This window comes from Anaerocolumna sp. AGMB13025, assembly GCF_029689925.1.
Taxonomy (GTDB): domain Bacteria; phylum Bacillota; class Clostridia; order Lachnospirales; family Lachnospiraceae; genus Anaerocolumna.
Map to the genome: position 1 here is coordinate 840,384 of NZ_CP121445.1, position 22,531 is coordinate 862,914.

General features: G+C 37.2%; 22 protein-coding genes. 16 read left to right on the forward strand and 6 right to left on the reverse strand.

What is annotated here, in order from left to right; translation table 11 throughout:
* Positions 1 to 402 precede the first annotated feature (402 nt).
* Complete coding sequence (locus tag QA584_RS03590; RefSeq protein WP_278273134.1) at positions 403 to 606, forward strand: MazG-like family protein; 204 nt, start codon at positions 403 to 405, stop codon at positions 604 to 606.
* A 129-nt stretch (positions 607 to 735) separates the two neighbouring features.
* On the opposite strand, the gene QA584_RS03595 is transcribed toward QA584_RS03590, so the two are convergent.
* The 3 genes from QA584_RS03595 to QA584_RS03605 all read right to left on the reverse strand — a co-directional run bounded on the left by QA584_RS03595 (position 736) and on the right by QA584_RS03605 (position 1,879).
* The gene (locus tag QA584_RS03595; RefSeq protein ID WP_278273135.1) at positions 736 to 1,026 is read right to left on the reverse strand and encodes a type II toxin-antitoxin system YafQ family toxin; all 291 of its coding nucleotides are present in this window, start codon (positions 1,024 to 1,026) and stop codon (positions 736 to 738) included.
* Positions 1,023 to 1,301 carry a type II toxin-antitoxin system RelB/DinJ family antitoxin gene (locus QA584_RS03600; protein ID WP_278273136.1) on the reverse strand — a complete coding sequence of 93 codons (279 nt, stop codon included), beginning with the start codon at positions 1,299 to 1,301 and terminating at the stop codon, positions 1,023 to 1,025. Before QA584_RS03600 ends, QA584_RS03595 begins: the two co-directional genes overlap by 4 nt.
* A 122-nt stretch (positions 1,302 to 1,423) precedes the next feature.
* The gene (locus QA584_RS03605; protein ID WP_278273137.1) at positions 1,424 to 1,879 is read right to left on the reverse strand and encodes a GNAT family N-acetyltransferase; all 456 of its coding nucleotides are present in this window, start codon (positions 1,877 to 1,879) and stop codon (positions 1,424 to 1,426) included.
* A 654-nt stretch (positions 1,880 to 2,533) separates the two neighbouring features.
* On the opposite strand from QA584_RS03605, the gene QA584_RS03610 reads away from it, so the two are divergent.
* On the forward strand, positions 2,534 to 4,294 hold the full coding sequence (locus QA584_RS03610; protein ID WP_278273138.1) for a DUF2075 domain-containing protein: 1,761 nt from the start codon (positions 2,534 to 2,536) through the stop codon (positions 4,292 to 4,294).
* A 6-nt stretch (positions 4,295 to 4,300) separates the two neighbouring features.
* Positions 4,301 to 4,636 carry a nucleotide pyrophosphohydrolase gene (locus tag QA584_RS03615; protein WP_278273139.1) on the forward strand — a complete coding sequence of 112 codons (336 nt, stop codon included), beginning with the start codon at positions 4,301 to 4,303 and terminating at the stop codon, positions 4,634 to 4,636.
* A gap of 259 nt (positions 4,637 to 4,895) precedes the next feature.
* Here QA584_RS03615 and QA584_RS03620 read toward each other — a convergent pair whose 3' ends face one another.
* Together QA584_RS03620 and QA584_RS03625 are read right to left on the reverse strand one after the other, a co-directional pair.
* Positions 4,896 to 5,885, reverse strand: a complete 990-nt coding sequence (locus QA584_RS03620) for a hypothetical protein (RefSeq protein WP_278273140.1) — start codon at positions 5,883 to 5,885, stop codon at positions 4,896 to 4,898.
* 172 nt (positions 5,886 to 6,057) lie between these two features.
* Positions 6,058 to 6,525, reverse strand: a complete 468-nt coding sequence (locus QA584_RS03625) for a hypothetical protein (protein WP_278273141.1) — start codon at positions 6,523 to 6,525, stop codon at positions 6,058 to 6,060.
* Positions 6,526 to 6,593: 68 nt separating this feature from the next.
* Here QA584_RS03625 and QA584_RS03630 point away from each other — a divergent pair, with 68 nt between their 5' ends.
* The 6 genes from QA584_RS03630 to QA584_RS03655 all read left to right on the forward strand — a co-directional run bounded on the left by QA584_RS03630 (position 6,594) and on the right by QA584_RS03655 (position 12,244).
* A complete protein-coding gene (locus tag QA584_RS03630; RefSeq protein ID WP_278273142.1) occupies positions 6,594 to 7,625 on the forward strand; it encodes an aldo/keto reductase in 1,032 nt (343 codons plus the stop codon).
* A gap of 353 nt (positions 7,626 to 7,978) precedes the next feature.
* The gene (locus QA584_RS03635) at positions 7,979 to 8,452 is read left to right on the forward strand and encodes a MarR family winged helix-turn-helix transcriptional regulator (protein WP_278273143.1); all 474 of its coding nucleotides are present in this window, start codon (positions 7,979 to 7,981) and stop codon (positions 8,450 to 8,452) included.
* Positions 8,436 to 8,924 carry a DUF6790 family protein gene (locus tag QA584_RS03640; protein ID WP_278273144.1) on the forward strand — a complete coding sequence of 163 codons (489 nt, stop codon included), beginning with the start codon at positions 8,436 to 8,438 and terminating at the stop codon, positions 8,922 to 8,924. The genes QA584_RS03635 and QA584_RS03640 overlap by 17 nt, the downstream gene beginning before the upstream one ends.
* 66 nt (positions 8,925 to 8,990) lie before the next feature.
* Complete coding sequence (locus QA584_RS03645) at positions 8,991 to 10,337, forward strand: MATE family efflux transporter (protein WP_331487829.1); 1,347 nt, start codon at positions 8,991 to 8,993, stop codon at positions 10,335 to 10,337.
* 148 nt (positions 10,338 to 10,485) lie between these two features.
* The gene (locus QA584_RS03650) at positions 10,486 to 10,836 is read left to right on the forward strand and encodes a PadR family transcriptional regulator (RefSeq protein ID WP_331487830.1); all 351 of its coding nucleotides are present in this window, start codon (positions 10,486 to 10,488) and stop codon (positions 10,834 to 10,836) included.
* Complete coding sequence (locus tag QA584_RS03655) at positions 10,805 to 12,244, forward strand: permease prefix domain 1-containing protein (RefSeq protein ID WP_278273147.1); 1,440 nt, start codon at positions 10,805 to 10,807, stop codon at positions 12,242 to 12,244. Before QA584_RS03650 ends, QA584_RS03655 begins: the two co-directional genes overlap by 32 nt.
* A gap of 69 nt (positions 12,245 to 12,313) precedes the next feature.
* On the opposite strand, the gene QA584_RS03660 is transcribed toward QA584_RS03655, so the two are convergent.
* A complete protein-coding gene (locus QA584_RS03660) occupies positions 12,314 to 13,414 on the reverse strand; it encodes an AraC family transcriptional regulator (RefSeq protein ID WP_278273148.1) in 1,101 nt (366 codons plus the stop codon).
* 174 nt (positions 13,415 to 13,588) lie between these two features.
* Here QA584_RS03660 and QA584_RS03665 point away from each other — a divergent pair, with 174 nt between their 5' ends.
* The 7 genes from QA584_RS03665 (at position 13,589) to QA584_RS03695 (ending at position 22,446) form a co-directional block, all read left to right on the forward strand.
* Positions 13,589 to 14,953: an MFS transporter gene (locus QA584_RS03665; protein WP_278273149.1), complete on the forward strand. Its 1,365-nt coding sequence runs from the start codon at positions 13,589 to 13,591 to the stop codon at positions 14,951 to 14,953.
* A 63-nt stretch (positions 14,954 to 15,016) separates the two neighbouring features.
* Complete coding sequence (locus QA584_RS03670) at positions 15,017 to 17,023, forward strand: right-handed parallel beta-helix repeat-containing protein (protein WP_278273150.1); 2,007 nt, start codon at positions 15,017 to 15,019, stop codon at positions 17,021 to 17,023.
* 221 nt (positions 17,024 to 17,244) lie between these two features.
* Entirely contained in the window at positions 17,245 to 17,508 is a 264-nt protein-coding gene (locus tag QA584_RS03675) for a hypothetical protein (RefSeq protein WP_278273151.1), read from the forward strand.
* A 469-nt stretch (positions 17,509 to 17,977) separates the two neighbouring features.
* A complete protein-coding gene (locus tag QA584_RS03680; RefSeq protein WP_278273152.1) occupies positions 17,978 to 19,378 on the forward strand; it encodes an alpha-L-fucosidase in 1,401 nt (466 codons plus the stop codon).
* 20 nt (positions 19,379 to 19,398) lie between these two features.
* Entirely contained in the window at positions 19,399 to 20,388 is a 990-nt protein-coding gene (locus tag QA584_RS03685) for a glycoside hydrolase family 130 protein (RefSeq protein ID WP_278273153.1), read from the forward strand.
* Between the two features lie 72 nt (positions 20,389 to 20,460).
* The gene (locus tag QA584_RS03690) at positions 20,461 to 21,408 is read left to right on the forward strand and encodes an ABC transporter permease (RefSeq protein WP_278273154.1); all 948 of its coding nucleotides are present in this window, start codon (positions 20,461 to 20,463) and stop codon (positions 21,406 to 21,408) included.
* Positions 21,409 to 21,531: 123 nt separating this feature from the next.
* A complete protein-coding gene (locus QA584_RS03695; protein WP_278273155.1) occupies positions 21,532 to 22,446 on the forward strand; it encodes a carbohydrate ABC transporter permease in 915 nt (304 codons plus the stop codon).
* Positions 22,447 to 22,531: the final 85 nt, after the last annotated feature.

Here is a 22,531-nt window from a genome sequence, read left to right on the forward strand (position 1 = left end):
CTATTACGAGAAATCTATATATAGAGAACTAAAAAACCTCAAATAGAAGGGTGGTATAATAGATATCATAGAGTTAAAGAATTGGGCACTTGAACACAAAATTGAAGAGCAAACAATAAACTCATTTTACGAAATGTTGGATAATTATAAAGCTGATGATCCGGAAGAGTTTAATGATGTATTCAAAAATATAAGAATTAACGATCTATCTTTACAAGTGCATACAATATCATTGAATTTAGGTAATTGGCCAGAATGCAGCTATAATACGGTTTCAGCATCAATGTGGATACACCACAAAGAAAAGCAAATTGCAAGTTATAAAGCTACTTATTCATTAGATGGGGAACCAGAGGATGATTTTTTTGATTTATTATAAGAGGATTATCTTAGGATAAGGGAGTGAGATTATGTATATCCATTTCTTTAGAAGCTGTTGAATCATTGGAAGTATTCCAATGGAGCGGGGAAGAAGTAAAATGTACGGAGATTATTGATAAGATTAAGGTAGAAATTGCCGATGTGGTAAATTATTGTGTACTTATGTCGGATGCCTGTAGACTGAATCTTGATAAATTATACTGGATAAATCAAATGAATAATTAGAAATATCCTGTAAAAGGCACATTGCATCTCGATTAAAACTGACCTGGTCGAAAATATAATCAACCGAATACTATTATTTAGTGAACCGCCATACAGGAAACAAATTTCCATATGGCGGTAAACTAGTCTTTATTTGCCGAACATATCGGAGTGCGTTCCTGTGCGAGTTAAGGTGAGTACCAACACATCATCATCCACCCGGTAAACCAGCAGCCAATCTGGCTGTATGTGACATTCCCGATGTCCGACCCAATCGCCGGAAAGCGCGTGATCCTTATTTTTCTCCGGGAGTGCTTCACTCATAGCCAGCTGAGTGATTACATCCTCCAGCAGCGATATATTCAAGCCGCGTTTCATAGCCAGCTTGTAATCTTTCTTAAATTGTGTGGTGAGCTTTACGGTCAGCTTGGTTTCTCTCATTTCTTCAGATCTGCGAACAGTTCATCCAAATCAGTGTAGCCTTTGACCGATGGGTCTTTCGCATTCCTTTCCGCTTCCAGTATAGCAGCAATGGTTTCCTTGTTAGGACGATCTGCTTTGATCTCAAAGGGAATACCACCTTCACGTAGCGACTGTCGAACAAAAATGTTGAATGCTGTAGTCAGATTCATGCCTAACTCATTGAACAGTTCATCCGCTTGTGCTTTCAGTTCGGAATCCATACGGATGCTGATGTTTGTTGTAGTTCCAGCCATACAATCAACTCCCTTCCTTGCTGGTACTTACATTATATGCTGATTGCACGAAAAATACAATGCATTGCACAAAATAATTATTAATCTTGTAAATTAAAGACACAACTTCATTGCAGATTTTATTATAATTTATATTGCATAAAATTCCCATTTTTTTCGAATCCATAATTATTATATAAAAGAACTCCCATATCGGATGCGGAAATATGTACAGCACCGCAGCCATATATTTTTGCTTCATTCATTACATGATCCAGCAGTTGTTTAGCGATTCCTTTTCTTCTGTACGGCTCTAAAGTGTACATACTTGATAATAAGCCGATTTTGCCGGAAGGATTACTGTAATAGGGTGGTTTTTCCACAAAAGATATACCGCTTGTGGAAATAATTTCATCACCACATAAAGCAATCCAAGACACAAAAGTGCCATCGGCAATATGTTTATCATAGTAAGCATATAAAGAAGGTGCTAAATCGAATATTGGCTCAGCTCCTTCTTCCTGTAATTGACACATTCTTAATCTTATAAATTCTGAAATATCTTGCCAATTTAATTTTCTATAACTAATTGTATTCATATCAAAATACCCTCTCATTATAAGCATAATGTAATATGGCTACGTCACGAAAACCTGCAGATAGTCCTTTTTAATATTTTATTATATCATACAAATTTATAGAATAGAATAGGATATCCTCTAAACGTTACCAGTTACAGCATGACTGTGCATTATCTATAGAAACCCATTCCAATGTGTTTGAGTTCTATGAGAATATATAAATATGATAACAGCAGTAGCTTAGTATATATGTAAACCTGTATTAGTGGAGAGACCGGAGCACCTATTGCCAATCGATTTCAAATTTCTAGTGAAATTCATCAATGAACATGAGTATCTTAGAGAACATAGTTTGCTAAAAGGAGGAACAGATAATATTATGAGATTAGCGTAATAACTGTGAAAATTTGTTGAAAATGTTCGTATATAAGAATATACTAAAATGGTAGAAGTTGTAGATTTTAAGGAAAAAATATGGAATATGAAAACTACAGCAGAAGTAACAGTATAATGCAATATTTCACAGAGAAGATAGACATTTATTGTAAAGAAGAAAGATTTAAAGCAGCAATCATCCAACCATCAAAGGAAAGCATTGCTTAACCAGTGGACATAGAAAAACCAGGGAACGCGCCCCGAGCAAAAAAACAAAATTAACAAAGGATAATATATATGGGAACAGAGATAAAGCCAATCGTCTACAAAATCTCAAACAATCCAAATGGATTAAAAGAGTTTCACAACAATTTAAAAGCGAATGCTTCAGAAAAAGAGCAAAATATTATACTGCAGTTTCCAACAGTATATATTCATAATTGGAAAGATACAGAGGATTATGAGGTGTATATTGGGGAATCCAATAATATTATTCAAAGAACAAAGCAGCATCACGATAATCAGTCAGGTGAATGGCAGCAACAGCTCATGAAAGCTGATGCGAGTTTATATATTATCGGACATGAACATTTCAACAAATCCATGACTTTGGATATAGAGAATCGATTGATGCTTTATATGATGAGTGTTGACCGGGTGAAAAAGATTCACAACATGAGGGGGAATCCCCAGAACAAATATTATCCAGACAGTGAAATGGATGATATTTTTCGAATGATGTGGTCTAAATTACGAAGGGATAACAAAAATTTATTTCCAAGAGAAAGTACAATTAAAGACTCTGCGGTATATAAGGCCTCTCCGCTACATAAACTGACAGTTGATCAGGAGAAAATCAAAGGCATTATCATTCAAAGAGTATTTGATGCATTAAATACGGGAAAGAAAAACCAACTTATATTCATAGAAGGCGAGGCAGGAACTGGAAAAACAGTTCTTAATAGTAGCACCTTCTATGAAATCTTTGCAAAAGCAGCGGAAGAAGATAGGGAGCCATTACAATGCTATATGATGGTAAATCATGATGAGCAGATTACTGTATATTCACAAATTGCACAAAAGCTTGGTTTAACGGAACGCTTTGGAGAGGTTGTATGTAAGCCTACGTCTTTTATCAATCATCATAGGATAGAAGAGCCGGTGGATGTTGCTTTTATTGATGAGGCACATTTGCTATTAACACAAGGAAAACAATCCTATCAGGGTGATAATCAGCTGCAAGATATTGTAGATCGTGCAAGAGTTACTGTTGTCATGTTTGATGAAAATCAAATTCTTACAACAGAACAATATTGGGAATCACAGATCTTGGATAAATTCAGAGAACAAGCTAAGTGTAGCAATAATTATTATGAACTAACGAATCAGCTTCGTATCAAAGCCTCCAAGGAGGTAGTAGATTGGATTGATGGATTCACGAAGGATCAGATAATTACTAATATACCGTCAAATCTTGGAGGATACGATATTCAGATATTTGATGAACCAGAGAAGCTGGAATTTGCTTTGAAGCAAAAGGCATCGGATGAGAATCATCGTCTTTCCCGTATGATCGCAACCTATGATTGGGACTATAAGAATAAAGCGACAACAGAAGCTAGGCTGAGTAAATATAAATATTGGGAAGTATTGATTGGACCCTGGCATAAGCCCTGGAACAGAGAGCTGGAGCAGAAATTATCACGCAAAGAAAAACGTGCAATCAAATCACTTTCTTGGGCAGAGCAGCCACAGACCATTGATGAGGTGGGGTCAACCTTTACGATTCAGGGATTTGATTTAAATTATGCAGGAGTAATTTTAGGACCTTCCGTAAAATATCGTGATGGAAAAGTAATCTTTGATCCAACAGCTAAGAATTATAAGAAAATGACGCAAAATCGTACCCTATCCGATGGTACGAAAAAGCAGTTTGGCGAAACCTTAATACAGCATGAGGTTAGAGTTCTGATGACACGCGGTGTAGAGGGCTTATATGTTTATGCCTATGATAAGGAACTTAGAGAAGCGCTTCTTGCAGCGTCAAAAAGGAGATAAAAGATTATGACACAAGATACCATAAATAAAATATTACAATTTCGTGATGAACGTGATTGGAAGCAATTTCACAATCCCAAGGACCTGGCCATATCCATTTCCTTAGAAGCAGCTGAATTATTGGAAGTATTCCAATGGAGCGGAGAAGATGTAAAATGTACGGAGAATATGGACAAGATTAAGGAAGAGCTAGCAGATGTGGTTAATTATTGCGTACTTATGTCAGATGCCTGTGGACTGGATCTTGATGAAATTGTACTGGAGAAACTCAAACGCAATGATGAGAAATATCCGGTAAATAAGGCATATGGAAGTAAGGAAAAGTACAATAAGTTAAAATAAGGCGGAGCTTGGCATGGGATGTGGAAATTGATTCATTTGCCGTTAATGTTTGGTTTTATATAGTAATCTCGAGGGTCTTTTTTTATTTGCATTTTTTGGATCATTTACTTAGAAATGTTGTGAAATGTTGTTAAAGGTTTGTAGAGCCATATAAGGGAGCGGTACATTCGGTTCAATGAGAGGGAAATAATTCTTAGCAATTATTTCCCTCTTCAATAGACTGGATTGGATTTTAAATTATGCAGATATGGCTGAGTACTCATATTTCTAATTCCCTCTTTAGAATCTCTATCATTGAAGTTGTAAAAGTATAGTCAAGTTCTTCAATTCTTTCCAAATAGTTGTTCATTTTCTCAAGATGGTTCGGATTTTTTTGGATTGTATACTTAAGGAATTGGTTGAATAAGTTACAACTTAATTTAGAAATTTTATTACATAATAATAAGATTTCATCATCAATGTGGATTGAGCCTTTGATGTATTGTAAAAGAATAGTTCTTGATTCCTTATGTTCCCAGAAGAATCTAAGTATTCGGTAATCTAGTAAGTTCTCTGAATTTTCCATTTGTATCGGAATCATTTCCAAAAATTCGAATAAGGCTTTGTAAGTATTCATCCCGTAGATACCAAATGATTCTAAGTCATTTGGTGCGACACCATTTAAGTAATTGTTGAATTCGGTATATATCGTGTGAAGATCTAATTCAACATTTTTACTATCATCAATATATAGAGTCTTAAATGTTACATCTAAATCAGTGTTTATGTTATATAATGACTCTTCAATTTCTTCTGCTGGAACTTTCAACAGGTGTAGATTGGCATTACTATATGCTTGCACCAAAAAGGAGTCATTGTCATAGCCATAGATATACGTATCGTGAATATAGTGTATGCTTTTGTATGAGGCGGAATAACTCAGATAGTAATCGTCAACCATGTATAAAAGAAGATATTTGTTATCATCAATACATTTTTTTAACAATGGAACAAGTTGGTTACGAGGAATATTTTTGAGGTTGTATTCATCGATCTGTGCAAAATTATACGGACGAATATATTCCCAATGATTGGTGATATATGTAAGTTCAGTGCTGCGAGATTCAGAAGAATTTCGACATTTTAAGTTAATAAAATTATTATAATAGTAATTCTGTATACTAGGATGTGCAATCAGGATTGCAATAAAGAAAGAAGTACATTGGTAAGTTTCTGAAGGAGGTGGGGTTAATAAAAGTGATTTTTGCATAAAATCTTCCTTTCGTTATACTTTATTTTTTATAATAATACGAAATTACAAAAAATGCAAATAAATTACATAAAATAGTAATTCTATTAGCTGATATATAAATCAGGGAAATCACATGCGATGATTTTTACATCAAAAGAAAGATTTCAGTATATTCAAACGACCACACCCACTATTCTAATTTAATTTCAATAGAATGCTTTAAACAATATAGTTGCTGATAGAAGCAAGCCATATATACCTCTTTAAAGTCAGCAAACCTATAATTTGCATCCGCTAATTTAGTTGCCTCCATTTGTAATTTACTTAATTTTGTTGATGAATATAATCCGCAAGCAAGGGTAAGTACCGAAGAAATAAAATTATTTATATTATCCTCGCTGGCGTCAGAAAAAAGCTGGCTAATAAAGTTTACTAATTGTTGATATGATATAAGTATTTCTTTTTTAAACTCAGCTAAAGATTCTAGTGAAACATTTTTTTCGATGGTTGTATAAAGGATACCATATAATTTTAACAGCCGTTCGTTTTCTATCAGCCTGCATGTCCATATATCTGTAATTTCGTAAAGAGAATAAATTTTATTAATTTTAAATGATTTAATAAAAGCTGAAATAAAGGATTTAAAGTCTTCCTTCAAAATAAGAAGAAGGATTTCATCCTTTGTTCTAAAGTATTTGTAGATATTTTGCCTTGCAGATGAACAATATGGAATATCGTAAACTTGGCGCGACGGGTATAGAAGTTCCGGCAATGGGGATTGGTACAGTGGCGTGGGGAGAAAAACTTGTTGGATATGGTAAAAGATTTACCCGTGAGGATCTGTTCAAGGCGTATAAGACGTCTTTAGATGCAGGTTTAAATTTTTTTGATACTTCAGAAAGTTACGGAGGAGGGATATCCGAGCAGCTGCTGTGTGAATTTCATCATCAAGATGCCCGGCCAATTGTAGTAGCAACTAAATTTTCACCGGCAAAAATTTATGATCCATCTACTCGCTTTTCAGCTAAGGACATTGTTAGCACCCTTGATGGAAGTCTAAAACGTCTCGGACTGAAAAAAGTTGATCTATACCAATTACACTATCCCGTTCCACGTCATAAACTTAATAAGTATTTGGATGCCCTTGCTGAAACAGTGAAAAGCGGCAAGGCAAAAGCAGTTGGTGTCTGCAACTTCAATACAGAGCGTATGAAGTATGCCCATGAATATTTTGCAAAGCAGAATATTCAACTGGCCTCCAACCAGGTTGGATATAATTTGTTACACCGTCTTCCTGAAACGAATGGCATGCTTACAGCCTGCAAAGAGCTTGATATTGCGCTTATAGCCATCCTCCCTTTAGGAGAAGGGGTTCTTACCGGAAAGTATAGAGTGGGCGGTGATGCTCATCCCTCCAATCTGCGTAGCATCGCTAGGGTTACACAACTAGATATATTCAAAGACGGAGACCCATCGCCCCTTATGCGACGTCTCTTTACAAAGCCATATTTGTTGGAGCGGGAAAAGCTTGAGTCTTTATTTGAGCTTATGGATAGAATTTCTCATAAGTATAACGCAACCATTTCACAGGTAGCACTAAACTGGCTGATTGCAAGCAATCCACGAGTAATCCCTATTCCGGGTGAAAAAAATGCCAGACAAGCAGCCTCCAATGCAGCCACATTAAGTTGGAAGCTGACTCACGAAGAATTCGAAAGCATTAGTCAAACGGAGAGTTCTATTAGGAAGTCATTGTAATGTTATTGCATAATGTATAAATTAGTAGAAGAGGTTCGTTTTTGAACTTCATTAAGAATTTTCATCAAGATCTGTATGTGTAGGCGGACACCGTTCGGAGGTTAACTTTTTGAACGGTGTTCTTTTAAATATAGGGAAGCGGTAATTGGGCAATGGCATAAGCGGTGGAATAGAAAGTCGGAGCGGGAATTGTCACCCTGGACTATCTTAAGAAATAGACACCCAGGACTATCAAAAAAAATAGAACACCCATGTCTATCGAAAAAAATAGATTGACATTTATAACAGAAGACAGTATCATAGGTTTAGCAACTATACAGTATAAAAACTAAACAATAGAGAAGGGTAATCAGATGAGAGATTATAGAGCCATATCAGCTTTGATGGAGCGAACAGTCCACAAATATAATCAAACAGAGAATAAGCAAAGAAACTACGGGACAGATTTAACATTTTCAAGGGCGGAGATACATACCATTGAGGCAATCGAAGATATGGAAGATATTAATATCACACGCCTGGCAGCCTATCAGGGAATTACGAAGGGAGCAGCTTCCCAGATGGTTTATAAATTAGTTGACAAAGGTGTAGTGAAAAAAAGAGTTTCGCCAAACTCAGATACAGAAGTGAGGCTTGAGCTGACGGAGATTGGGAGAAAGGCTTATGAAGGGCATAAAGAATTTCATAGGGCTTCCAATGAAAAGCTATTCGAAATGCTTCGGGAAATGCCGGATGAGTTATATGAAAAGATGGAAGAAATCCTTCATTTATTTGATGAGATGATGAATGAAAAATTAAAAGGCGATCAAGATGAAAAATCAAAATAAAATGGGACTATTTGAGATATCAGTTATTTTGTTTTTTTATGTGTTGCCAATGGGCTGCATTTTAATTGATAGGATGATTAGCCCTGATACAGATCTATGGGCAGTCATGATAAAGTGGTTTGTATTCTTTGGGGTTGGACTACGACTAGTTACCTGTGGAATGAAGCAGGCTATATCACCAGGCTTCACGGCGAAAGCGATTTTTGAATTAGAAGACAGCAAAAGTTATCCCTTGATCCGTGAGCTTGGATTTGCCAATATATGTACCGGATTATGCGGCATTTTATCCCTGGTGTACATAAATTTCCGTATCACTGCATTATTCATAGGGAGTATATATTATGGACTGGCATTCCTGCAACATGCCATAAGAAAGGAAAAGAATAATACGGAACTCTTTGTTACCCTTACCGATTTATCCATTGTTTTGGAATTACTGCTTCCGTTTGTTATGAATACAATAAAGGCTTAATTTTTTTACCCATAAAGTATAGATGCTATACAGTATATAAACTAAACACGAAAAGAGGAAATGGTTTTGGAAAATGAATCAAAGAAATTATTTTTACTAAAGGATGAAAAAGTATCAAAAGCACTTATAAAGCTTGGAGTACCCACCATGGTGGGAATGTTAATTGCTGCGTTATACAACGTGGTAGATACCTATTTTGTGGCACAATTAGGAATAGCACAGATGGGGGCAGTATCCATAGTATTTCCGCTAGGAACAATAATGACTGGAATTGCATTACTATTCGGTAGTGGAGCCTCCTCCTATTTATCACGGCTTTTGGGGAACAAACAATACAAAGAAGCCAATCATTGTGCTTCAACAGCTTTGATTAGCAGTTTGTTTACAGGTGGAATCTGTATTCTTTTTGTATTATTATTTATGACCCCAATACTTAAAAGCCTGGGTGCAACCCCAACCATACTTCCATATGCAAGACAATACGGTTATGTCTTTATAATCAGTCTGCTGTTTAATGTGTTTAACGTAACCGTCAATAACATTATAACTTCAGAAGGCGCTTCAAGATTCAGTATGGTTGCAATGCTAATAGGCGGTCTCCTTAATGCCGGCTTAGATCCTCTTATGATATACGGATTTCATATGGGAGTTATGGGTGCTGCAGCAGCAACCTTGATAGCTAATATAGTTTCTACCACACTATATGCAAGCTACATGTTCAGTAAGAAAAGTGTTTTCCGTATCTCTATAAAAAATATAAGGATAGAAAAGAAAATATATATTGAAATCTTTCAGGTGGGACTTCCAATTATGGTATTTCAAATATTGACAAGTGTGGCGGTAGGCATTACTAATTTTGTGGCAGCCGATTATGGGGATTCCGTGGTGGCAGCAATAGGAATTGAAGCTAGAGTCATAGCACTTGGCACAATGGCAGTCTTTGGCTTCCTCAAAGGCTTCCAGCCCTTTGTAGGTTATAATTATGGGGCAGGAAGAGGGGACAGAGTGGAACAGGCTAAAAAGTTCGCACTAAAGTTAACAAGCTGTTTTTGCATATTGGCAGCAGGAGGAATTATCTGCTTTTCTAGTAATATCATTGAAATATTTAGTAAAAATGATTCCGTAGTCATGAAAATAGGGCAGGAAGCCCTTATTTTGAACAGCATTGTATTCATAACCTTAGGCTTTCAGCTGGTTTATGGTACCTTCTATCTGGCACTTGGAAAATCAAAACAAGGTGGCATCTTAAGCATCTGCCGACAAGGAGTATTTTTTATTCCCCTTGTTTTACTATTACCTGGAATTTTTGGGGTTCAGGGAGTGTTATTTTCACAGCCAATTGCAGATGTTTTAAATGTTATTTTAACAGGAATATTTGCTTATCGGATAAATTACATAACTCAGGTGAATTAGAGAGAATAATAGCTGATGTGTGGGAAAGTTTTTGTATTCAATACATAACAAGGAGCAGTGGATCAAGAGAAATTAATTCCATATTGACATACCTATGAAAACTATGTATAATAACACCTATAGAATCTAGGTATGGAGAGTAATGAATATGGACAAAAAACTTATGAATATCAGTATATCGATGATGCTCTTAAAACTATTAGAAAATCAGGATATGTATGGGTATGAGATGATTAAAGAGCTAGAAGCAAGAAGCGAGAATGTATTTTCTTTGAAAGAAGGGACCCTATATCCGGCATTGCATGCGTTAGAGGCAGATGGGGCAATTGAAAGCTATGAAAAAGTTTCTGAATCAGGAAGAATACGAAAGTATTACCGTATTTCCAAAAAAGGTACTAAAATACTGGCAGATAAGACAAAGGAGTGGAATACTTATCAGAAAGCTGTCAATCTCGTGATTGGGGGTAATGGATATGGGACTGCAGTATGGAGCAACTAAGGAAATAGACCAATTTCTTGATGATGTAGTAGAGCAGATTCAATATAAGCCAGTACGAAATGAGATTAAGGAAGAATTGGCTGCCCACATAGAAGATAGAAAAGCAGAATATATTCTTCAGGGTATGGAGACTTCAGCAGCATTAAAAAAAGCGATTGAAAATATGGGGAATGCAGTTGAAATAGGAGTTCATTTAAACAAAGTGCGTAAGGTGCAAAAAAATCCTTTTATTGTGATATTAATTGTACTATTAATGTGTATAGGTATAGCAGGCAGTGTTCGGGTAAGGAGGTTTCCTAGTAATAGCAGCTCCCTTACGGATATTTCTTACTTTTTCTATGGATTAACAATTTTCTTCCTTACATATCATTTTGGTTATGAAAATATAGTAAAGAACAATAAGATATATTTTAAAGTAATTGTTGGAGCCTTGCTGTTTTGTCTGGCCTTCTTTATGATTCAAAGAATATCTGTATTAGAATTAATCAGATTGAGAAAGCCTCAAATTCTATTTGCATGGGAGCTTATGATTATTCCGATTATTATCAATATGGCATATTACTATAAAAACAAAAAAAATAAATCAATCCAATTAACTACCCTAATAGTAGCAGCGATTATATTATGTAATTCGTTACGTTTTAATGATTTTTTTGTGTCGGCTAATTTCATATTACTTTTAACAATATCTTCAACCTTGTTATATATGGTTGTTACAGGTATGCTGGAAGGAAATGTAAGAAACCAATTATTCACGTGGTTGATAGGTTTTGGTATTATGCTGGCAGTATTTTTGGCAACCTTTAGCGGGAATTGGAAACGTGAGTTTCAACAATGTTTCTATCCGGAAAAAGTAGTAAAAAATTTCAGGGATGATTCTTATAATAGTATATTGATAAAGGACTTATTAGGTAAATCTAAACTAATAGGACAAATAAATCTGAGTCAAGATGAATTAAGATCTTATTTTACAAGTGAATGGTATTTTAAAAATTTGGATGATTTCGATTATAATTATAGAATGCAATATATTGATAATGGTGATGTAACACAGCTGGAGGATATTCTGCCAGTACACTACCAAACTAATTACAGAATCGCCTATTCGATGATAAAATATGGATTGCTGCCGTCAGCAGCTATAATTTTAATCATGACAGCGGTTTATATTATGCTGATACGAATGGTTTGTAAGATAAATAATAAAATAGGCAAAGTATTAGCGTTTTCCTGTGTTTTCGCCTTGGTACTACAATTTTTATTATATATGTTTGGAAACTTTGGATTTCAATTCGGGTGGTTTTGCAATCTTCCGTTTGTTTCGGAAGGACATAGCAGTATTATTACAAATGCAGTTTTAGCTGGACTGGCGTGTTCTGCTTACCGTTATGATAAAGTTTTTAAGTAACAATAAGAAAGGAGCATTTGATGCGGTTTACTTTGGGATAATGATTTGTCATAGGGTTTCTGGTCAATATCACATCCCCTCCCCCTTAAATGCTCTATATTTCGAAGGTGTAATCCCATACTGCTCTGTAAAAAGCTTATTAAAAAAGTTCCGATTGGAATAACCAAGAGTTTCACATATCTCACTTATTTTCAGATCTGTTTTAAGCAATAGATGGCAGGCTTCCTTTAACAGGAAGTCTCTTTTATATTCCGACAGATTTTTTCCGATTCTCTTTTTTACTATGCGGTTTATATAGTCGCGATTGTAATTGAGCCGTTGTTCTAATTCTTCATTGGAGATATGCCCGTGACAATCCTCCAAAATCATGGAAATTTGATAAACCATTTCTTCTTCTCTGGAAAGCTTACCCTGATGGGTGGTGACCTGATACTTGAGGGGATTGGTAAGCAGCTCTATGAACCGGCAGAAATAGCCTTTAATCAGGTAGCTTCTGCCAGATCTTTTTTCACTTAGTTCTTTTAAAATACTATTGATAATGGAAAAGAAGAGATTCTGGTCAAATTCTTCTTTTAAACGGAAATCAATATATTCTTTCGCTGTGTAGATGCTTATTTTTTCATTTTTTAAAAATAACCGGTGGAATATGTTGTCTTTTTTATATATATTACCAGATTCATCATACAGGATGTCTTCTTCAATGACGGAGCGGATATATTCTTCCTTGAACATAAACAGAAGAAGTTCAAAATCATGATCTTGAAGTTCACGGTGATGGATATTTCGATTGCAAAGGCAGCAGTCTCCGGCGTGATACGTAACGAATTCATCCTCAATCTGAATCGTAACCTCTCCCGAAAGCACAATGGTCAGCTCATAGAAATCATGGGCATGAAGAGGGCGTTCCCCGAGAACCTTAAGGGCGCTGCGGGTGGAATAGATATAGTTTTTACGGCTTTCCGTAAACTCAAGGGTAACGGCCTTGTCCTGTCCTGCGATGACGGATTCGTAGAGAATCATATAGGGCATACCAATTTCCAGATATTCAATAACAGAACTGCCGAAATTACCGAATTTTAAAAAGGATTTTTGGATTCCCAGGTCTTTTAAAAAATTATCCTGAGAAAGTTTATCATTCTTTTGGAGCTCTTGATTTGTTCGACGGCTCACAAAAACCTCCATGTCGGATTCGGATACATTTTTTAATAAAATATGCTATATCAGATATTTCTAAGTAGTTATATACATGATAACATAAATACAGCAACAAGGAAAAGGTAATTTTTAAGCACTTAGAAAAAAGAACTTAGAATAATGAAACTACTATAAGAAATGAGGTTTACTATGGAAGAGAAGAAGTATTTAAAGGCGTTTAACAAATTTGGTTATGGAACTGGTGACTTTGCGGCGAACATGGTATTTGGACTGTTATCCAGTTTTGTTATGATTTACCTGACCAACACAGTTGGCATGAATCCGGCGGTGGTTGGAACCCTGATTATGTTTTCAAAGCTATTGGATGGGGTGACGGACATTTTCTTTGGAAGTATCATCGACCGCACACATACCAAACTGGGAAAAGCCCGACCCTGGATGTTTGGTTCCTTTATTGGGAATTCCGTTTGTCTGATCTTAATCTTTGCTACTCCTTTGGGAATGGGAAAAACTGTCCAGTATGCGTATTTCTTTATCACCTATACCCTGTTAAATGCAATATTTTACACTGCCAATAATATTTCCTATTCCACTCTTACCGCTTTGATTACAAAGAATGGTAATGAGCGTGTACAGCTAGGTACCTTCCGTTTCATCGGTTCTACATTGGGGAATTTAGTGGTTTCTAATTTTACATTAAAGTTAGTAGAGAATTTTGGCGGCGGAGCCACAGGCTGGAAAGTGACTGCTATCATTTTTGCAGTAGTTGGTCTTGTTATAAATACCTTTGCCGTATTTTCTGTAAAGGAACTGCCTGAGGAGGTTCTAAATAATCATGCAGCAGATGCTGCACCGGAGAAGGTTGGATTCGTAGAAACAATGAAATTACTCCTTTCTAACAAGTACTTTGATATGCTTACGATTCTTTACACTGTTTTTTACATGAGTATGGCAATTTCCATGGGTGGTGCGGTTTACTTTTGTATCTATGTGCTTGGTGACGGTAATAAATTTGGTGATTTTGCTACGGCGTCTTCTATCGCCAGTGTTATTGGTCTGATTTTAGTGCCAATTCTGATTAAGAAGTTTCATAGTATCCGCACTGTCAGCCTTGGCTCCTTTAGTCTCCATGTCGTAATACGAATTGCCTTTATCGCAGCTGCACTTACTAAGAATGTTCCCTTTATGCTGATTCTTTTTGCATTATCCTTTTTAACCTGCTGTTCACTGGGTGGAACCTTTAATGCATTGGTTGCAGAGGCCTCCGAATATACTTTTAGAAAAACCGGAAAAAGAATTGACGGCAGTATGTACTCTTGTACTTCCTTCGGTATGAAAGTTGGTGGTGGTCTTGGAACCGCAATCAGTGGATGGCTTTTAAAAGCATCAGGCTTTAATGCACAAGAATTAGTTCAGGCAGCTTCCGTTAATAATATGCTGACCTTCATGTTTGCTGGAGTTCCGCTAATTGCCGGAATCCTTGTATTAATCATTTATTTTAAGTTAAATGTTCAAGAGGTAAATGCAAAAGATAAAAAAGAAGCAAATTCTTAAGCGGTGGATAAGTTGAAAAAACAAAAGCAGTATGTGTGCTAAAGCACACGGATAGGAGTTAGAATGAAATTATATGTTAACATAGCTGCCCCCAGACCGGGAAACGGCAGCAAAGAAATGCCCTATAAGTGTATTAATGATGCAGCCCAGGCTGCAAAGCCAGGGGATGAAATCCTGGTTGCACCGGGAGTATACAGAGAGTATGTCAATCCAAAGAATGCAGGAGAAGAAAATGCGCGGATTACCTACCGGAGTGTAGAACCTCTGAAAGCGGTAATTACAGGTGCGGAAGAAATCAAAACCTGGGAAGTATATCAGGATAAGGTATGGGTATGCCGCATCGATAACGGTGTATTTGGTTCTTATAATCCCTACACTACCCTGGTATATGGAGACTGGTATTTTGGCGCGCCTGACAATCACACCGGTGCGGTGTATTTAAATGACCGTATGCTTTATGAAACTACGACCCTGGAGGAATGTATCAAAGGGGAACGTTACGCCCCTTCCTGGGAACCGGAGTTCTCTATTTATAAATGGTACACAAAGCAGGAGGGAAATGAAACGGTAATCTATGCCAACTTCCAAGGGCTGAATCCAAACCAGGAAAAGGTTGAGATTAACGTTCGCAGAAACTGCTTTCTACCCTCAGAGACAGGAAAATCCTATATTACCGTAAGTGGTTTTCATATTAATAAAGCCGCTACTAGTTGGGCACCGCCGGCAGCTTATCAGGATGGAATGATTGGACCTCACTGGTCTAAAGGCTGGATTATTGAGGACTGTGAAATTAGCAACAGTAAATGCAGCGGTATCTCTCTTGGTAAATATCTCGATCCGGAAAACGATCATTACTTTACAGTAAAACATGTTAAGAGTGCAACCCAGATGGAACGGGATGCAGTCTGCCGTGGTCAGTATCATGGCTGGTCAAAGGAAACCATCGGAAGTCACATCGTCCGCCGCTGTAATATACATCATTGCGAACAGACTGGTATTGTTGGCCGTATGGGATGTGTCTTTAGTATCATTGAAGATAATCATATCCATCATATTAACAATATGCAGCAGCTTGGCGGTGCGGAAATAGCCGGAATTAAATTCCATGCGGCAATTGATGTTACCTTCCGTCGGAACCACATCCACCATTCCACCATGGGAATCTGGTGTGACTGGCAGGCACAGGGAACGCGTATTACCCAGAACCTGATGCATGATAATGAAACTCCTGCGGATACGCCAAAGGCACCTGGGACGATGATGAGCCAGGATATCTTTATTGAAGTCGGACATGGTCCCACCTTAATTGATAATAATATTTTAATGTCCAAAGCAGCAGTCCGTATAGCAACACAAGGTGTTGCCTGCGTCCACAATCTGATTCTAGGCGCGTTTACTTCGGTTGGCGGCGGAACGGATATGAATGTTAATGGTGTTAACCAGCCACGATATACCCCGTATCATATCCCCCACCGCACGGAAGTTTCGGGCTTTATGACAATTCTTCATGGAGATAACAGAGTTTATAACAATATATTTGTTCAGAAAAATCCGGTAATTGAAGTGGAAGCTAAGGAAGATATGGGATTTATGATGGCCGATAACCAGGTGGTGGGAAACAGCGTATTTGATGAGTATCCCACTTATGAGGAATGGATTAAGCTATTTGATATGAAAGACCCATATCCAAACATGTTCAAGCTTCAGGAGTATCATTTTAATCGTCTGCCGGTTTGGATTAATGGAAATGCTTATTTTAATGGCGCAAAGAAGTGGGAGAAGGAAGCAAATGCGCTTGTTGATTTGGAACACGAAGTATATGTGCACCTGATTGAAAAAGACGGAGAATACAGCATTGATTCCAATGTATACAAGTTTATCAATGACTTTAAAAATGGAATCATTAACAGTGATATTCTTGGTGAAGCGTTTGAGCCAGAGGAACGCTTTGAAAATCCTGATGGCAGTGATATTGTATTTGACAGCGATTATCTTGGTGATCACCGCGGGGCTTATACCATTCCGGGACCATTTGCTGTGGCGGAAGCGGTACAGAAGAAAATCTGGTAATGCAAATATTTTCCTGCTCCTTATTTGGGATGTTTGGCCATATAAAAAACATATCATTACGACAAGCTATACAGGGATCAAAAGGGATATATATCTTTTTAATCCTATCGGGAATTGCGTTAATTGTTGCGTGGTTGCCTGATGTAATCCCTACAATAATAAAGGGAACTACTCTTTCGCTGATTGGAATATATACCACGAATATTACGTATGTGTTGGATATGGGAATTATTAGTGTGCTATGTTATGCTGCACTTTATCTGGTAAAAAGAAGAGAGCCCTTAGGGACATTAATTCTTGCCTGTATTTTAAAGTTATGTATTGTGGTAGGAATCATGATGTTTCCACAAACAATCTGTCAGTTGGCTTCAGGTGTATCGCTGCCACTGCCCGCACTTATTACGAAAAGTTTTTCCTTTATAGTATTAGGTGGTTTTGCATTTTATTTTAATCATAAAATATATAGGGAGTTAGGAAAACAATAGAATTTACATATAACAGATGATGGTGAATAAAAGGCTATTACATATAACAGTGTAATGGTCTTTTTCTTATGCATTTTTAACTTTTATATCCAAGAAAATTAAAAATGTAAAATACTGCTTAACCAAATATAAACAAAACCGCAATGTTAAGCAAGCATTAACAATTTTAAATATGTTAACAACCCTTAAAAAAGATAAATAATTGCCAACTATTTATATATATTCAATCAATAATAAGTTATATTACATACAAAAATGTTAAAAATAATGATAAATACTATTAAAAATGTTGACAAAACCAGAATTAGTAGTTATGATTAGTTAAAACATATGTTAATTATATGTGTAAATTATGTTAAGTTAAAATGGTACGATAGTTGCCAGTAAATAAGGCAATTATAGACGATTATGCAAAAAGTATAATGTTAACATTTATTTTAACGCCATACAGGAAGGAAGCAGCAAATCTATGAGTGAAGAAATATTTGAGACAGAAATGACAGATAGCAGTGAAGAGAAGATCTTGGATGGAGTACATAATTATAGTTCCGCCAGGGATTACGTAAAACCGACGGATCCAAAAGTGTTAAAACAATTAGAATGGTTTCAGGATCAGAAGCTTGCGCTTATGATGCATTGGGGACCTTATTCCCAGATTGGGGTAGTGGAGTCCTGGGCTCTTAGTGATCAGGATGCAGATTGGTCACGGGACTGTATTGACTGGGAGGTTGACGCAGAAACCTTCAAAAAGCAGTATTTTGATTTAAATAAAACCTTTAATCCCATTCGGTTCCAACCGGAGGAATGGGCAAAGGCAGCAGAGGCAGCCGGGTTTAAATATTTGGTATTTACAACAAAGCATCATGACGGCTTTTGCATGTGGGACAGTAAATATTCTGATTATAAAATAACCGCAGAAGATTGTCCATATCATACCCACCAGTATGCGGATATCTGCAGTCATTTGTTTGAAAGTTTCCGTAAGAAGGGTATGGGAATTGCAGCGTACTTTTCAAAGGCTGACTGGCATATACCAAGCTATTGGAACAGCGAAACCGGAAGAGGAACCTTCACCTGGAGAGGACCTTCTTATGATACCGAGAAAAATCCAGAACGCTTTGAAGAATTTGTTCAGTTTACACAGAATCAGATTCTTGAGCTGGCTTCCAATTATGGTAAGATAGATGTTCTCTGGTTTGATGCAGGCTGGGTGTGCAAGGAATCAAAGCAGGACATCCGCCTGGGTGAGGTGATTGATAAGATTAGGGAATTCCAGCCCTGGATTTTAAGTGCCGACAGAACCGTTGGAGGTCCTTATGAGAACTATGTAACCCCAGAACAGTGTGTTCCGGATGAACCTTTAGGTGTTCCGTGGGAAAGCTGTATCACTATGGGAACATCCTTTTCCTTCCGTTATGAAGATACCTATAAAACCCCCAGAGAGATTATCAATCTTTTGGTAGATATTGTTGCAAAAGGCGGAAATCTTGCTCTTAATGTGGGACCTCAGCCCGATGGAAGATTGCCGGAAGGCGCGCTTAGAACCATGAAGGGCATGGGTGAATGGTTAAGCGTATATGGAGAAGCAATCTATGGCACAAGAGTATGTGCGCCATATAAGAAGGATAATGTTGCTTTTACCAGAAAAGATAATACAGTATATGCGTTCTATATGTATGCTTCCGAAGAGGATACGGTTCAGACAGAAATCAGTGTCCCATTACCTCTTGAAATTAAATCGGTTCATATGGTTGGAACTGGTGAAGCAGTGGAATACAAAAAAATAAAGGATAAGTATGTGTTCAGACTTCCGGCAGGAAATTATGAAAAAGCGCCTATTGGACACGTATTTAAGATAGAGATACTTTAAGGAAAGAGTTGGTGGAAAGAATGGCTAAAATAGTAGGAAAGGCTTTGCCTGATATGCCTTGGAGGGATAAGCCCGCAGGTAATAACAATCCGGTATGGAGATATGAAAACAACCCGATCATAAAGGCGGATGCAATACCCAGTTCAAACAGTATCTTCAATAGTGCAGTAATCCCTTTTGAAGATGGCTATGCGGGAGTGTTCCGTTGTGACAGCAAAGCGGTCAGCATGGATATCTTCGCAGGCTTTAGTAAGGATGGACTGAATTGGGAGATTAATCACGAACCCATTGAATTTATAGGTGACGATAAAGAAATCCTGACCAGGGAATACCGTTATGATCCCAGGGTTTGTTTTATAGAGGACCGTTATTACATAACCTGGTGCAACGGTTATCATGGACCAACCATTGGACTTGGCTATACCTTTGATTTTAAGACTTTTTACCAATTGGAGAATGCATTTCTTCCCTATAACCGTAATGGAGTTTTATTTCCAAGAAAAATTAACGGAAAATATGCAATGCTTAGCAGACCCAGTGATACCGGACATACACCCTTTGGAGACATCTTCTTAAGCATGAGCCCGGATCTGGAACATTGGGGACATCACCGCTTTGTTATGGGAACCTTCAGGGGGGACCGTTCAGCATGGCAGGCAACCAAGATTGGAGCGGGCCCGGTGCCCATTGAGACAGATGAGGGCTGGTTATTAATCTATCACGGAGTTTTAGCAACCTGCAATGGCATGGTGTACCGTATGGGATGTGCGCTGTTAGATCTTTTAGAACCCTGGAAGGTTAAGATGAGATCCCGTTATTACATATTAGGACCAAGAGAATATTACGAATGTGTGGGAGATGTTCCGAATGTTGTCTTTCCTTGTGCGACCTTAAATGATGCAAAAACTGGACGTATCGCAATATACTATGGCTGTGCCGATACCGTTACCAGCGTAGCCTTTACTACTGTGGAGGAACTCATGAGCTTTATGAAGGAAAATCCTTTATAAGCCAAAAGCCGCGTTTTCGTAATCGTTAATAAAACAATATTAATTGCTAAATGATTGTATGAGGAAAAATATATGAAGATGAAAAGTAGTAACCCTAATGATACGACCAGGAAAAAGACCGGGTTTATGAAAAAAATGAAAGTGGATATCCCGCTATGGCTTTTTGTTCTTCCTGGTATGGTTCTTACATTTATATTTAGTTATATTCCTATGTATGGTGTACAAATAGCGTTTCGAAATTATAATGCCAAGCTTGGATTTTTTAACAGCCCCTGGGTGGGACTAAAATATTTTGAACGTTTTTTCCACTCTCCATATTTTACAGACACCATAAGTAATACCTTAATCCTTAGTGTATATGCTTTGATTGCAGGATTCCCGATACCGATTTTGTTTGCCCTTATGCTGAATTCCTTTCGGCACAAAAGATATAAGAAGATTATTCAGACAGTGACCTATGCACCTAATTTTATTTCAACCGTAGTTATGTGCGGAATGATTGTGTTGTTTTTATCTCCCAGTGTCGGTGTAGTAAACCATATAATTGAGTTCTTCGGCGGTGATGCTATTAATTTTATGGCCAATAAAAACTACTGGCGGCATATTTATGTATGGTCTGGTATCTGGCAGGGAATGGGCTGGAGCTCAGTTATTTACTTTGCGGCTTTAGCTGGTGTAAGCCCCGAACTTCATGAAGCAGCAGTTATGGATGGAGCGAGTAAGTTTCAGTTGGTACGTTATATAGATTTTCCTAGTATTGTACCAACGGCTACAATACTGCTTATCTTAAGCTGCGGCAGTATGTTATCCATTGGTTTTGAAAAAGTATTTTTATTACAAAATGACTTGAATCTGAGCGTATCCCAGGTTATTTCAACTTATACCTATCAGGTAGGTATGGTAGATCATAATGTCTCATATTCCTCGGCAATTGGTTTGTTTAACTCGGTTGTTAATGCGATACTGCTGATTACAGTAAATAAAACCGCAGACAAATTATCTGGCGTAAGCTTGTGGTAAGGGAAGGGATAACGGTTGAAAGAAAATTTAAGAATTGAAAGGATGCCACAATAGGATTCTTTCAACCTATTTTGTTTGTGGCAGTATCACAGGTGAGCCTGTGATATGCAAACGGGTGTAACTATGAAAAAAGTAAAAAATAAAGTAAAACGCTCAAGACAAGATGTGATTTATGACACCATAATATTCACAATCCTTACCTTCCTATTTTTAATTGTAGCATATCCGCTGTATTTTATTATAATTGCTTCCATAAGTAATCCGGATGCGGTAGCCGGTGGTAAGGTGGCTTTATTTCCGGTAGGTTTCTCCTTGGCAGGTTATGCGGAAGTGTTTAAAAATAGTAAGATTGTCACAGGCTTTTTAAATTCACTGCTGTATACGGCTTGTGGTGTCATGATTAATCTTGCCATTACTCTTCCGACCGCTTATGCATTATCCAGAGATAAGTTTGGCGGAAGAAAATTTGTTACTGTCTTTTACATGATTACCATGTTTATCAGCGGTGGTATGATACCTACCTATTTGGTAGTAAAGAATATGCATCTCCTAGACAGTATGTGGTCACTGATTCTTCCTGGTGCAATCAGTGTATTTAATATGATTGTGGCAAGAACCTTTTTTAAATCAAATATTTCCGAAGAATTATATGAAGCAGCTCAGATTGACGGCTGTGGTGTAACACAATTTTTCTTTAAGATTGCGCTGCCCCTTTCCGGCGCCATTATAGCAATTATGGTGCTGTATTACGGAGTTGGTCATTGGAATTCCTATTTCTCAGCTTTGCTTTATTTAGATAATGAAAAAAAATATCCTTTGCAATTAGTATTAAGATCTATCCTGGTGCAAAATGCCAGCCAGCTGGCACAGAATGCACTGACACCGGCGCAGCAGGCGGCAATCGAGCAGAAGCGCCAGCTCACCGAATTAATGAAATATTCTCTGATTATCATCTCCAGTATTCCGGTATTGGTTATGTATCCTTTAGTGCAAAAGCATTTTGTAAAAGGTGTTATGATTGGTTCTGTAAAAGGCTGATAATAACACAGAGGGAACGTTTTGTTTCCGGTTCTTTATATTAAAATATCGGGTCATTGGAGGAGGATTAAAGGAGTTTACATCT